Source organism: Tengunoibacter tsumagoiensis (assembly GCF_003967535.1).
GTDB lineage: Bacteria > Chloroflexota > Ktedonobacteria > Ktedonobacterales > Ktedonobacteraceae > Tengunoibacter > Tengunoibacter tsumagoiensis.
Genome location: NZ_BIFR01000002.1, coordinates 316,578 through 331,229 on the forward strand (window position 1 = coordinate 316,578; position 14,652 = coordinate 331,229).

General features: G+C 47.5%; 9 protein-coding genes. 2 read left to right on the plus strand and 7 right to left on the minus strand.

All coding sequences use genetic code 11. From position 1 onward, the window contains the following. Nucleotides 1-151: 151 nt before the first annotated feature. Nucleotides 152-1,918 (minus strand): MOSC and FAD-binding oxidoreductase domain-containing protein, encoded by a 1,767-nt coding sequence (locus EL628_RS22090; protein ID WP_126582182.1) that lies wholly within the window; start codon nucleotides 1,916-1,918, stop codon nucleotides 152-154. A gap of 376 nt (nucleotides 1,919-2,294) precedes the next feature. Here EL628_RS22090 and nifJ point away from each other — a divergent pair, with 376 nt between their 5' ends. Both nifJ and EL628_RS22100 read left to right on the plus strand, forming a co-directional pair. After that, the gene (gene nifJ, locus EL628_RS22095; protein WP_126582183.1) at nucleotides 2,295-5,954 is read left to right on the plus strand and encodes a pyruvate:ferredoxin (flavodoxin) oxidoreductase; all 3,660 of its coding nucleotides are present in this window, start codon (nucleotides 2,295-2,297) and stop codon (nucleotides 5,952-5,954) included. 15 nt (nucleotides 5,955-5,969) lie between these two features. Continuing rightward, nucleotides 5,970-6,647 carry a dihydroorotate dehydrogenase-like protein gene (locus EL628_RS22100; RefSeq protein ID WP_161975673.1) on the plus strand — a complete coding sequence of 226 codons (678 nt, stop codon included), beginning with the start codon at nucleotides 5,970-5,972 and terminating at the stop codon, nucleotides 6,645-6,647. Nucleotides 6,648-6,823: 176 nt separating this feature from the next. Here the strand turns inward: EL628_RS22100 and EL628_RS22105 are convergent, their stop codons facing one another. From EL628_RS22105 to EL628_RS22130, 6 genes are all read right to left on the minus strand, one after another. Further along, nucleotides 6,824-7,780 carry a double-stranded RNA binding motif domain-containing protein gene (locus EL628_RS22105; protein ID WP_126582184.1) on the minus strand — a complete coding sequence of 319 codons (957 nt, stop codon included), beginning with the start codon at nucleotides 7,778-7,780 and terminating at the stop codon, nucleotides 6,824-6,826. Between the two features lie 304 nt (nucleotides 7,781-8,084). Further along, complete coding sequence (locus EL628_RS22110; protein ID WP_161975674.1) at nucleotides 8,085-9,341, minus strand: cytochrome P450; 1,257 nt, start codon at nucleotides 9,339-9,341, stop codon at nucleotides 8,085-8,087. Between the two features lie 175 nt (nucleotides 9,342-9,516). Continuing rightward, the gene (deoC, locus tag EL628_RS22115; protein ID WP_126582186.1) at nucleotides 9,517-10,215 is read right to left on the minus strand and encodes a deoxyribose-phosphate aldolase; all 699 of its coding nucleotides are present in this window, start codon (nucleotides 10,213-10,215) and stop codon (nucleotides 9,517-9,519) included. 31 nt (nucleotides 10,216-10,246) lie between these two features. Then, nucleotides 10,247-11,932, minus strand: coding sequence for a cellulase N-terminal Ig-like domain-containing protein (locus EL628_RS22120; RefSeq protein WP_126582187.1), 1,686 nt, complete (start codon nucleotides 11,930-11,932; stop codon nucleotides 10,247-10,249). Between the two features lie 12 nt (nucleotides 11,933-11,944). Further along, nucleotides 11,945-12,871 (minus strand): ribokinase, encoded by a 927-nt coding sequence (rbsK, locus tag EL628_RS22125; protein WP_126582188.1) that lies wholly within the window; start codon nucleotides 12,869-12,871, stop codon nucleotides 11,945-11,947. A 31-nt stretch (nucleotides 12,872-12,902) separates the two neighbouring features. Then, the gene (locus tag EL628_RS22130; RefSeq protein WP_126582189.1) at nucleotides 12,903-13,664 is read right to left on the minus strand and encodes a DeoR/GlpR family DNA-binding transcription regulator; all 762 of its coding nucleotides are present in this window, start codon (nucleotides 13,662-13,664) and stop codon (nucleotides 12,903-12,905) included. Between the last annotated feature and the right edge of the window lie 988 nt (nucleotides 13,665-14,652).

Here is a 14,652-nt window from a genome sequence, read left to right on the forward strand (position 1 = left end):
TCTGTGTTAGAAAGCTTTCAACGTACCAGAACAATTTGCTCTTACAATAATAGTATAAGCAAAAAATTAGAAAAGGCAATCCTTGTTGTTTTCGTGTCGCTGGAATTTCTCTGCATTCCAGCGACGCCATTGTTCCAGTGGTCCAATACGATTATAAATCAATGACCACCTCATCCTGCGGCTGCGAGCAACAGATCAGCAGATTTCCGCTTGCTGGAGCTTCAAGTGGATCAGGTTGATAGTGGACGGTACCTGAAATCAGACCACTTTCGCAGGTATGGCAGACTCCAGTTCGACATGACCATCGTACCGGGACATCACATGCTTCAGCCAGTTCAAGTAAGCTGTGCAGTGCAGGATCCCAATGAGCAGTCAGATTACTGCGGGCAAACGAAACCAGGACGCCTGTTTCTGTTGTGTGATCTGGCACGTGGGGCGCTCGTCGAGCCGTATTGACTATTCCAGGTGTTAGCGAGGGACCCTGTCCAAAAATCTCTGTAAAGAGAGAGGAAGACGGGATACCCTGAGCAATGAGACCACTCTGCAACTCCTGGAGGAAGCTTCCAGGTCCGCAGAGATAAAAATCCGCCTCTCGTGGTACGCCAAGACTGGAAAGAAGCGATGCACTCAGGCGGCCAGGAGCATCGAAATCTATGCCTTGCCGATCCTGCGGAGTAGGTCGGCTATAACAGATATACTTGTGGCTGTTCGGCAGCTTCTCGAGTAGCTGGCAGGCCTCCTGTGCAAAGGGATGTTCCAGACTGTTCTGAGCCCCATACAGCCACCATATATCCCGCGATGAGCCCTGATTTGCCAGCGTATGGAGCATCGCCAACACAGGGGTTGCTCCTACGCCTGCACTTAAGAAGACAACTGGACGATTTTCCGTCGCTCGATACACAAAAGTTCCTCTTGGTGCGCTTACATCTAGAATATCTCCCACACGTGTATGGGTATGAATGTATGTGCTGCCTCGACCATTGAACTCTTGCTTGATACTTACACGATAAGAATTGATAGCGGGTGCGCTAGAAAGAGAGTAATTGCGCAAGAGCGGCGAGGCATCGGACTGTGTTTGCAAGCGTAAAACCACAAATTGACCAGGGAGAGCCAGAGCAAGAGGATGTTCATCCGCTGAGACCAGCACTAAAGAAAGGACACTCTGGCTCTCCCGCTCAATGCGCTCCACTTTTAAAGGGCGAAAACCCTGCCAGGCGGGCGGAGAACTGACAGCAGGGCCAAGGCCTGCGTTCCCACCCACTCCATTCCCTTTCTCCATCTGTTCTAACAGCGCCTGAAAGGATGTCTTCCAGCCAGGGCTGAGCGGTGGGATACGGAGAGCGCGCTCAACTTGAGCACGTGAATGATTACTCAGATAGAGCAATGCACTTATCTCTGCTACCGTCATGCGTTCGGGACCATCGGCGATCTTTATAATATCATCGCCAGCCTCAACAATCCCTTCTTGCAAAACACGTAAATAGAACCCTGGTCGTTTATGCGCAACAAGTAATGCAGGGATAGTGGGCTCATTCAACCTTATACCAACACGGAAGCACGTCACGCGAGGCTGTGTGACCTCAAAGAGAGCAGTACCAATACGATACTGATCGCCAATACAGACCTCCTCATCGGATACACCATCCACCGTAAAATTCTCACCAAATTGCCCCATGACAAAGTCATTGCGGTGTAAATACTGTTCCCAATAATGATAGGAATCAATCTGATAGACAAAGACTGCGCGATTCTCACCGCCATGCCCACCCAGATCGCCTTGCTGATCGCCCTCTATGTTCAATCTTCGAACCATCCTCCCACCCTGAACAGGCTGTTTCCAGACAGCAGTACGTACAGTCTCCCCATGCCAGTTAATATCCTGGGGAATGCCAACATTCACAGACAGTAATTGTGACATACGGATGACCTTTCTTCTCTGTTCAGTAACCAGAAGCACCGTTTCTTCAGGTTGATAGATCCATCATGACCGGGTTCCAGCGAACGATAACGGACACATACTGCTTTATAGTATTGTGTCTGCTCCGTAATATCAAGCAGAAGCAAACGGCAGGTGGAGGAATGGTTGTGTCTGAAGATACGTAGTAGCTGTGCTTCGTTGGTGATGAAGAATGTTTGGGTTGTGATCAAAATGTGATGGTGAGCAGATATGCTCATTATATGACGGCAGAGAGGCCATATACGCATGTCAGACTCTCCCAGATGAAGCTTGAAGCGTCAAGAGATCAAGCCCGGCATAAGCAAGAGAGAGCCTGAACTGTTTTAGGAGGAGACACATGGAACGCAGTATCGCAATGGTGGATGGGAATGAGGCCGTAGCGCAGATTGCTCACGCGCTCAGCGAGGTAATGGCGATCTACCCTATTACCCCTTCGACCCCCATGGGGGAACTGGCGGATGCCTGGTCAGCGACAGATCGTCCAAATCTATGGGGAACGACCCCGCAAGTAATCGAGATGCAATCCGAGGCTGGAGCGGCGGGGGCTATTCATGGAGCGCTTCAGACTGGAGCACTGGCGACCACCTTTACAGCCTCTCAAGGGCTCCTCTTAATGATTCCAAATATGTATAAAATTGCCGGTGAGCTGACGCCGGTTGTTTTTCACGTTGCCGCCCGTTCATTGGCAACGCAGGGGCTCTCCATTTTCGGTGATCATTCGGATGTGATGGCGACACGAGCAACCGGTTTTGCTCTTCTTTCATCGAACTCTGTCCAGGAGGCGCATGATCTGGCACTGATCGCACATGCATCCACCTTGAAAGCACGTATCCCATTTCTGCATTTTTTTGATGGTTTTCGCACCTCACATGAAATTAATCGTATTGAGCAACTGACCCTGGCGGATATTCAGGCAATGATTGATCCAGCCACAGTCTTAGCCCATCGCGCTCGTGCCCTATCTCCAGATCATCCATGTATTCGTGGCACCGCTCAGAATCCCGATGTCTATTTCCAGGCCAGGGAGACAGGGAATGTATTTTATCAGCAGTGCCCGGCCATTGTTCAAGAGACGATGGACTGTCTGGCCCAGCATGTTGGCCGCCAATATCACCTGTTTGATTATATTGGAGCGCCAGATGCAGAACGCCTGATCATCATCATGGGCTCTGGAGCAGAGACGGTAGAACAGACAGTGAACTATTTGCAACGTCAGGGAGAGAAGGTTGGAGTGGTCAAAGTTCGCCTGTTCCGCCCGTTTTCCGTTGAGCATTTCTTGCAGGCATTACCTTCAACCGTTACAGCGATTGCTGTATTGGATCGCACAAAAGAGCCTGGAAGCGTGGGAGAACCATTATACCTGGATGTGAATGTCGCTATCAACGAAGGCCACGCCAGAGGTCTCTCTCAAGTGCCACGGATCATCGGAGGGCGTTATGGCCTCTCGTCCAAAGAGTTTACCCCAGCCATGGTCAAGGCCATTTACGATGAACTGAAGCAGACCGAGCCCAAAGAACATTTTACGATAGGCATTCATGATGATGTGACTTATAGCAGCTTGAGCTATGATCCTGCATTCTCTATCGAGCATTCGCAGACGGTTCAATGTGTCTTCTGGGGCCTGGGTTCTGATGGCACAGTTGGCGCGAACAAAAACTCAATTAAGATTATTGGAGAAGAGACCGAGAACTATGCACAGGGATACTTTGTCTATGACTCAAAGAAATCCGGCTCCGTAACAATCTCTCATTTACGCTTTGGCCCTCAGCCTATCCATGCTCCCTACCTGATTGGTCGCGGTCAGGCTGACTTTGTTGCCTGTCACCATTTTGCATTTCTAGAACGTCTGGATGTGCTAAAGTATGCCAGACCGGGTGGTATTTTCCTGCTTGATAGCATCTATCAGCCAGAGGAGGTATGGGAGCATCTGCCCCAGGAGATTCAGCAGGAGATCCTGGCGAAAGATCTGCACCTGTATATCATTGATGCGCACAAAGTCGCGCAGGATATTGGCATGGGGGGGCGCATCAACACGATTATGCAGACCTGTTTCTTTGCGATAAGCAGAATCTTATCCCGTGAAGAGGCGATTGCACAAATCAAAAAGAGTATTCAGAAGACCTATAGCAAGCGTGGAGAGACGGTTGTTCAACAAAACTTCCGCGCCGTCGACGCAACCCTTGCCCATCTCTATGAGGTCCCTGCATCTGCCATGAGGGCCGTCCAGACATCGCAGCGTGAACCAGTTACTCAAACTGCAAGCACTGGAGCAGCTTCAAAGCATGGACGGGGCGTTCCTCTGCCGGTCCTATCGCGCTTGTCGCCCGTCCCTCCAGAGGCGCCAGCCTTTGTGCGCGACGTCCTTGGTCCAATGATTGCCGGGAATGGCGATGATCTGCCAGTAAGCAAGCTTCCTGTAGATGGTACATACCCATCAGGGACTGCATTGTGGGAGAAACGCAATCTAGCATTGGAGATACCAGTCTGGGACCCCACGATTTGCATTCAATGTGGAAAATGCACCATGGTCTGTCCGCATGCAGTCATCCGGATGAAGGTATATGATCCCGCCGAATTGAAAGGTGCCCCGGAGACATTTCAGTCAACCGACGCCCATTTTAAAGAATTTTCGCATCAAAAGTATACGCTTCAGATCTCACCAGACGACTGCACGGGCTGTGCACTCTGCATCGAAGCCTGTCCCGTCAAAGATAAGAGACAGGTTGGACGCAAAGCCATCAACATGGCTCCTCAGCCTCCATTGCGGCAAGCGGAGAAAGCGAACTGGGAGTTCTTCCTCAAACTTTCTCAAGTAGATGCAGCCGCAGTGAATACGAATGCCATTAAAAATGCTCAACTATTAGAGCCACTCTTCGAATTTTCAGGAGCCTGTTCCGGTTGTGGAGAGACCCCATATCTCAAGCTGGCAACGCAGTTGTTTGGCGATCGTATGCTTGTTGCCAATGCGACTGGTTGCTCATCGATCTATGGAGGGAATCTTCCCACGACCCCCTGGACCATGAATGCTGCCGGACGTGGCCCGGCATGGTCCAATTCATTGTTTGAAGATAATGCAGAGTTTGGTCTTGGCATGCGCGTCACCCTGGATAAGCAACAGGAGTATGCCTGTGAATTGCTGGCCCAGAGCGTCGAATACATTGGAGAGGATCTGGTGGAAGCGCTTCTGGATGCGGATCAATCGACGGAGGCTGGTATTCAGGTCCAACGTGAGCGGGTCGCGGTACTTAAAGCCCATCTTCGGCAGGTCAAGACCCTTACCCCCCTTGCCGAGTCACGTATTCAGAACCTGCTTAGCCTGGCCGATGTACTCGTCAAAAAGAGCGTCTGGATCATTGGTGGTGATGGCTGGGCCTTTGATATTGGCTTTGGCGGACTGGATCATGTGCTTGCCTCAGGTCGCAACGTCAACATCTTAGTGCTGGACACAGAGCTCTATTCCAATACAGGCGGGCAGGCATCGAAAGCAACCCCGCGAGCTGCTGTAGCGAAGTTTGCGGCACGAGGTAAAGCCACAGCCAAGAAAGATCTTGGTCTGCTTGCAATGGCATATGGCTCAGTCTATGTCGCCCATGTCGCCCTGGGAGCAAACGATCAGCAGACGTTAAAAGCCTTCCTGGAAGCCGAAGCGTATGATGGACCCTCCCTGATTATTGCCTATAGCCACTGCATTGCCCATGGTATAGATATGCGCAGGGGATTGAATCAGCAGAAGCGAGCCGTCCAGAGTGGTTATTGGCAACTCTATCGCTACAACCCGTTGCTGATTGAAGAAGGAAAAAACCCGTTAATACTTGATTCAAAAGAGCCCACGCTTCCTCTAGAGGAGTTTGCCTACAATGAGGCGCGTTATCGAATGTTATTGCAAGGGCATGGATCGCGTGCGGATGCATTAATCCAGCTGGCAAAAGACGACATCCGGCAGCGTTGGGACCGTTATCAGCAACTGGCGCAGGAAGAACCACCTACCACAAAATAAGAGGAGCACACCAGAATGACCACACGAGATATGACAACGACTTATCTGGGCTTGCAGCTTAAAAACCCATTAATAGCCTCTGCCTCTCCCATCTCAAAACAAGTACAGCAGGTGCGCCGACTGGAAGATGCAGGGGTCGCTGCTCTTGTCATGTATTTGCTCTTTGAAGAGCAGATTAATCATGAAAGCCTCGAACTTGATTATTATCTGAATCGTGGCACCAATACCTATGCTGAAGCATTGAACTACTTTCCAGATCTCATGGCCTATAATCTAGAGCCAGATGCTTACCTGGAACATGTACGAAAAGTGAAAGAGGCTGTGGATATTCCCGTCATTGGGAGCCTCAACGGTATCTCGACAGGGGGCTGGGTTGAATATGCCCGTAAGATCGAGCAGGCAGGGGCTGATGCACTTGAACTGAACATTTACTATCTTCCCACCGACCTCAACGTAACGAGTACGGAATTAGAGGAAGAGTATCTTCGACTGGTAAGAGATGTGCGGGCATCGATCTCGATCCCGCTAGCACTGAAGCTTAGCCCTTTCTTTACAGCCTTTCCCAATATAGCCCACCGTTTTGTTGAAGCGGGTGTCAATGGACTTGTCCTGTTCAATCGTTTCTATCAACCAGATCTGGACCTTGATCAACTGGAAGTTGTTCCTAATCTCCAATTGAGTACATCGCGGTAGCATGAGTCAACGTTCCGTGGCTGAGCCAGCCGCGTTCAAACGCGCAAACTACATGAAAGCACTCAACTCCTTCCATGTATAATTCAGATATAATCTAGATATAATTCAGTCATAATCGAGGTTTCATCTTGAGTGAAACTTAAAGAGTTAAAGAGGCCTTCTAGCCCGGCAGATGATTATAGTGACAGAGCTGTAATCATCTGCTGAGCAGCTGAACGAGTAGCAGCTTTCTTTGATGCTTCGTTTCCAGAAGTACTCATCACAGTTCCTTGAAGAGTGGTAACAGAGCACAGACAGCTGAAACTTCTATCTTGAGGGGTACCTTGTTCATTATAGGTATAGCTCACAGCTTGTATCTTGCCACGCTGTTTCATCTCATTGAGAATACTGATAGGATTGTCTGCTGAGTTCGAGGGGCGAACTAAAGAGGTATTGATCTGTGACAGAGCCTGTAGAAGCTGGTCTGCTGCATGATGATCAGCCTCTTTTTTAGTCAGGCCCAGACCTTTTGCGATCAATGTATCGTTATTAACAACGATCTCACATTCAATTAGAAATAGTGGGCGATGAATGGGATTGATCATCTGTAGTGTGCGGTAATCAACTTCTCCTTTCCGTTGAGCAATCAGTTCATAAAGTTTACCCTTTGCATTCTCTTGCGCAGGGACATCCTCTCTCCATCCTTCTTGTTCAAAGACCAATAGGTGTTCTTCAGTCTTAATCTGAAGATCATCCTTCATGAGCCGTTGAAACAGGTCTATAGCAGCTAATAGTTTTGCCTGCTCTTTTTGAGGAGCACTATTGATGATGGACTGACAAACTTTGTCATCTTTCTTAGTAATGGCAATGACCTGAAAATCCTCACCTGGATGATGCTTTATATAATAAGAGGGAGCTTGCCACCGTTCATACTGCACCCCCGCAAGGAGAAAGATGAGAGCATTTGCAGAGTGTTTATGGAAGAGATCCAGGAGTGTCTTATTGGTTCTCTCAAGTACCTTGTCGCCAATCAGGTTTAAGCAATTAGTAATGTGTTCGGCAAGGCGCCGCTCTTGAATATTTCTACGTAATTCGTAGTAAAAACCTCTATCATGAAAAACATTCTGATTGTCACCTGTTTTTTCGATCTCCATTTTTTATCCCCTCAATGCATTTTAAATAAAATAAATTTTTTCCTCGATCAAGAGAGGATATTCTATCGTCAATCATATATAGTATTAAATTGTGTCACATTCTGTAGTAGGATGTGGCTCGGTGCTCAATACTTTTCAATGAAGGATTGTCAAGAATAAGATTTATGATCTCAGTAGAAGCAATATTTTGTCACACATCTAGAGCACATAGCACTTAAAATTTGTTTAAATGATGCATAGTCTAGATGTATGACAGAATATCGCTTCTATCTCTCTCCCATTGCTCTTAATTATCAAAAAGAGATTAAGGAGCGACCGGTTTAGAGGCCGTGAAGGTTACAGGTAAGTGTTGAAAGCCGAATAAGTTGCGGCCCTGAAAGAGTTGCAAGGGTTCTTTGTGGCTGATCTGTAGATCTGGCAGCTGCTGAATAATCATGGGCAAGGCAATCGAGGCCTCCTGGCGCGAGAGGGGGGCACCGATGCAGAAGTGAATGCCATGACCAAAGGCGATATGACGATTTGGGGTACGTGTAATATCGAAGCGCGCTGGTTCCGAAAATTGACGTTCATCTCGATTTGCAGAGGCGAGCCAGCCGAACACGAACGAATCTTTTGGAATAGTCACTCCCGCCATTGTGACATCCGCCGTTGTTGTACGAGCGAGCCGCCAGACGGGTGAGGCATAGCGTAAGACCTCTTCAATCGCACCCGGGATAAGTTCGGGCTGCTGACTCAGTTGTGCGCGTGCGTCCGGATGTTCGTCCAGGCAGCGGATCGACTGGCTTAACAGATTTGTTGTCGTGACATGACCGGCAAGCAAGAGCAGAATGCAGAAGCTAATTACATCATCAATGCTTAGATGTTCGCCATCAACCTCAGCAGCCAATAGAGCGCTCATCATATCATCACGTGGCTGGAGACGCCGCTCCTCTAACTTTGCCTCAAAGTAATCGGACATCTCTTCAAAGAGCGTTTGCAGGCGCTCCATCTCGGGGTTGTGGGCGGCTGTCTCATCGGGTCGAAAGAATTCAGCGTCACTCAATTGGCGATTGAGGAGACCATCGGCCCATTGTTTGAACAGAGGACGGTCAGAGGTTGGAACGCCTAACATCTCCGCGATGACCATCGTTGGCAATGGATAAGCGATATCGGTCACGAAATCTATCTGCCCGGCAGGGCGAGCCTGATCTAATAATTCTTGAGTGATTGCTGTAATACGATGCGAAAGACGTGACAGTGCACGTGGTGTAAAAGCAGACGAGACAAGATTGCGATACTGCCGATGTTGTGGGGGGTCCATTGCAATGATACTGCGTCCAGTCCGGCGCTCACGTTTCTCTCCAGTTGGGGATGTCCTGGTACCAGGGCGTGCAAAGGGGCGTTGTCGGCGCTCGGATGAAAAAAGCGTCGAGTCAGTAATGAGCGTATTGACATCCGCATAGCGAAATACGTGCCAACATCCACTATTTTCATCTAGCCAGACAGGTTGAGTGTCTCTCATACGTTGAAACCACTCATACATGCCTTGAACATCTTGCAATGCTGTAAGTTCCTGCTGCATCTGTGGCTCTCTTTCTTCAGCTGACAATACGGTTGAGCATTTTGTCATCACTGCAAAAATTATGCTGAGATAGCTATATAAAGTACTATAGCCATCTATAAACGCAAAGTCAAGCAAAGATACGCTGTTTACAGCATCATCGTAAAAAAATTATACTCTTACTCTAAGAATAATTTTAATATTCCTGGCTGTTCGTGTTATTGTGCAGTTGGAGTCCTTCACAAATAGCGACAGTGGATGTATAGTTAACCCCTAATCGATGGCAGCCCATCTGAATAAATTTGAGCGCTTTTTCCGCATCTCTAATTCCTCCCGATGGCTTTACCTTTATCTCTCCCTGCGCCGCCTCAAGCATAGCCTTTACAGCCTCTTCAGTCGCTCCTGGCCCATTGAAGCCAGTCGAGGTTTTGACAAAATCCGTCCCAACGCCTCTGGCTATTATCGTTGCTTGCTTGATCTCATCCAGCGTAAGCATACTGGTCTCCAGGATAACTTTTAAGGTCACGCCTGCTGCATGTGTAACGGTATAGACGGCCTGGATATCCTGCTCCACTTTATCCCATGCGCCGGATTTAATATAGCTATAGTTAACAACCATATCGATCTCTGCGACGCCCAGGGCTACATATAATTTTGCCTCTTCTGCTTTGATTGAGCCTGGTACCACCCCATGGGGGAAGCCAAGCACACAGCAGACAGCTGTCTCGGTTCCGCTGGAGAGTTGGAGGGCAAGTTCAATATCACAAGGTCGCACGCAGACTGTTTTGACTTTGTACTCTATGCCCAATTTGATTGCCTGAACGACCTCTGCATTGGACATCTCAGGTCTCAAAATAGCATGATCAAGGTAGCGATTAATCTGTATCTGGCTCATAAAAGCATCTCCTTCAAGGTTAGAAGCGGGTTTATCTCAACTTATCCGCATACATTTTGTGTTCTCTCAGTATGGTAAGTGCGCTTACCCAACCGGCGCTGTGAGGAATCCAATCTTCATCGGTGAACAACCAGGGGCCATCAGCCTCCTGCGTTGGCTCAACGGTGAGTTGAAATTGCGGATTGACCGAGAAGCCATTGGGGATACTTCCTCTGATATCCGACCAGCAGCCCACATACCGTGTGCCTATGCCATAGATCTGGCTGTAAGGGATAACCTGAGAGGGCTCTATCTCCTCATGCCAGAACTCACATCCTTTGAAGGAATGTTGAGTTATCCCGGCATTCAGTCCAGCAATCCACTGGAGATTACCGACAGAGATCTTTCTAAAGGCGCGATCACCGGTAAATGTTTCCAATTTTGTGGCCAGGGTCGCAGTAAAAGCAATTGAGGTATTCATGCCATGCCATGGTCCACAGAAGACCAGAAGCCCCTGACCTTTAAAATAACCCTCCGGTAACAGATAGAAAGGGTTCTTAGAACAGGCGGGAAGAAAATATCCGTAGGCAAAGTCTTCAACCGCCTTGCGCCATATGGGGGCCTCTGGATCGTCATACCATCTTCTGGTCATCTCGATCAGGCCTACGATATAGTTGGGGAATGTTCCCCCAGTATCATGCCCAATATGATGATGAATATTCGCTTTTTCGGTAAAGTCGCAATGATCAAATGTATAGAAGTGGCCATAGAACTCCCCTTCAGGGCGATCTCTGGGGACCTGTCGCTGTAAGACCTGGCGGGCCATATGAATAACGCGCTCTTTATAGTGTGTTTTGCCAGAGATCCAGAGCTCCATACCTCCCCAGATCATCATCAGAAGATCTCTGGTCATCCACTCATCAGGAACCTGAAAATCGGCGGATGCGCCATGGTTAAGGGGCGAGAAGCCGGACTGTCCGAGCGGATGCGCTTGTTCCAACAGATAATCATAGGCGGCCACTGCGCGTTCAAGATACTCGTCGCTCTGGCTGGGATAGCGCTCAATGATAAGCCGCGAAGTGCGTGCAAATGCAACCACACATTGTGCTACATCGCCTGGTATCACTACCATATCATCGGGAATCTCATGGACAATTGACCCCTTGCCAAGGCCAAGCTTTTCGGCTTTATCCTGGCAGGTTGCAAGATAATTACAGCCAATGAGCAACTGTTGTGCGAGTCTCTCAATCTCACTGTGGGTTAGCCATTGAAAGCCCGTATTCATAAGATCACACAGGCCAATCAGACAGGTAGCATGGCTATTTACTTCGCGTATAGTTGAGCCACAATCTTTCCAACCATTCTGATTGCGTGCCAATCGTGCTCGCTCTTCCATCTGATCGAGTGCGACAATGGTGAGTGTCTCGTCCCATAAAAGATGTGTGGCTACATTAAAAGGGTCGCTTTTGCAGAGCTCTTTTCCCTCTGCTTGAACGGAGAGAGTGTAGGTTCCTGCGTCATCTAGCTCCGAAAAATCCAGCTCCCACCACGAACTCTTCCAGAGCTCTCCCCAGTAGCTGACAGGCTTCTGGATCACAACCTGTTCAGTTGAAGTATTGACAAGTGTAAAGAGGGCACCCTCAGGCACGTATGAAGGATTGGTACTGCGTATAAGTGCTCGCATAGGATCTTTTATATCGTACCCAATCTGTGAATAGAGTAGACCGGTCATATCCATTGCTGCACTCCTTTATAGATGTTGTTGCGATAAAAATGCCTGTACCTGCTGTAGAGTGGGCATCCCATTCTGAGCGCCAATGACTGTCGTAGAGAGAGCCGCCACTGCATTCGCGAATCTGATACTCTCGACCTCGTTTTTTCCTTCGGCCAGAGCGTAAGCAAAGCCAGCATTAAAAGAATCTCCAGCGGCTGTCGTATCTACCGCATTGACGTGGTAGCCTTCAAGGTGAAGAGACATCTCAGCGTTGAAGAGATAGGCACCATTTTTGCCAGCCTTGGCAATAACGGTCCTGGCTCCTTTTTCGATCAAGAGGCGTGAAGCCATCTGGAAATCTTCAAAGCTACTGGCTGCAACTCCCGTAAGAAGCTCTAATTCAGTCTCATTGGGTGTAACATAATCTGTATATTGCAACATATCTTCATGATAATCGGTAGCCGGAGCAGGATCGAGAATCACAGTCTTGTGTAATTCCTTGAGCTTCTTCAGGGCATAGAGATTGGTCTCAAGTGGAATCTCCAATTGGAACAGAAAGATATCGCAGGCAGAGATAGCCTCCCAGTGACGATCAATAAACGCGGTATCAACCTTTTGATTGGCTCCCGAATACACAAATAAAAGATTATCTCCATTGCGATCGACCGCCACAACCGCCGTCCCAGGAAACATCCCGGGCTCGATCTCGACAGTGTCACATTGAACCTGGTGCTTTTTGAGCACCTCTAAATAATCGGGCCCATAAAAGCGATCGCCTAATTTGCCAACCATTCTCACATCAGCATCAAGTTTGCCCAATGCGACAGCCTGATTCCCACCTTTTCCGCCACCAACAAAGACATCGAAGGTGTTACTAAAGACGGTCTCACCTAATTTCGGCATGCGATCGGTAGTGGTAATAATATCGATATTAAAGCTTCCTATCACGCAGATTTTCTTCATTGATATCTCCCAATAATAGCGCCAGTCGTTGTTAACATTCATGATCCGATTTCGCTACAATGATAGAGTGCAAAAAATTGCCGAGCAATTCATGATCGGAATCTGTAATGATAGTGCATTCCTGAAGTTCAAAGACTTTACAGAATGTCGTGACCTCTGCTTTAGAGCTATCCATTAACAGATACATCGCCTTACTATTTTGCTTGACAATCTGTTTCTTTCTGGCCTCACGGTAATCGGGAGTGTTGATGCCACCCAATTGAGAGAAGCCATTTGCACCCACAAAAGCTTTATCAAAAAACATGGTTGATAACAGATTTTCGGTGATAGAGCCAACAATGGAACCTGTCTGTATTACAACCTCGCCACCCAGTACAATACAGGTGATGTTCTCGTCATCAAGCAAGGAGAGGAGTCTGGCGCTGGAGGTGATGATCGTAATTTTTTTGCCCTTCAGATAGTGCACCATGGGTAAGACTGTTGTGCTCGAATCCAGATAAATGACATCCCCTTCAGAGACGAAAGAGGCGGCCGTTCTGGCAATGGCGTCTTTTTCCGTCTTGTTCAGGGTCAGTTTATCTTGAATGGGGAGATCCACCGTTGATCCAACCTTCAGCTTGACAGCGCCCCCATGCAGCAATGTGATGTGCCCTGTGGTAGAGAGTATTTTTAGATCTCGACGCAGGGTGGACTCGGACGCATCCGTAAAGATCTCGAGAAGTTGGGGAAGATACACGATCTCGCGTTGACCGATTATTTCAAGAATCTTTTCACGTCGAATATATGGAATCATATCAATGCTCTCTTGTAACTGACAGGAAGCGACAGAATATCATTTTTGTGCAACTCTTCCATCTCACTATACATCCACATTCATTTTCTGTCAATTATTTTTATTTTTTTTCACGAGAGTGTCAAAAAATGTCAATTTTAATAGAGCTCGCACAGAGCAGATGTGTTCTGTACGAGCTGCGATTGTATGATAAGGGTCAGGGTCTTCTTCGCGTATTCGAAAGGCCCTGCTAAAGAAGGTGGAGTGCGACAAAGGTTCTCAAAATATAGATAGTATAAAGAACGGTCCAGTCTGACCTTAAAGACAAGCATCTCTTTCCCAATACAAGAGGAATAAGGGGCGCTCGTATCTGATCAAAATATATTAAGAATCGAGGATGTGGGGTTGGAGTAGTTTAACAATTTCACTACGCAAGAGATAGACTTTCCTATCCCCAGCAATCTTCGTCCTATGTAGTTTCCCTAATTTAATTTGTTTGAGAAACCATTCGCGAGAGCGGTTGAAAACGCTTTCTGCATCCACAATCCAGATAAGGTCGTTTACATCTAACATAGAAAGCTCCATTTGCTTTGTAATCAAAGGAGGTCATCTCTCCCTTTTAATAGCAATTAGTAGACAGTTTTCATTATACTTGCACAGCTTTTTTTGGACAATGTCCTTGTTCATGACCTTTTCAACACTAGAAAGTATGGTTTATCTGGCCAAAATCTTCAAGCTGACACAATGTATTTTTTATTCCTATTATCTTCTAAAAGGTACCACATTTGTCAATAATCCAGGCTAAGCTATGTTTACTTCTTAATTTCCTATCCTTTCTTTCCTGTTTTTCTGCATATTTTTTGCGAGAATAATTTTATTTAACGTGAAAAAAGAACAATGGGGGATTGACATAGAAGAGGTTTAATTATATATTCCTATTATCATGGATTTTTAAGAGTATAGCGTGACTGGGACTTTATGTGAAATGTTATATTTTTGCTGGTTTTGG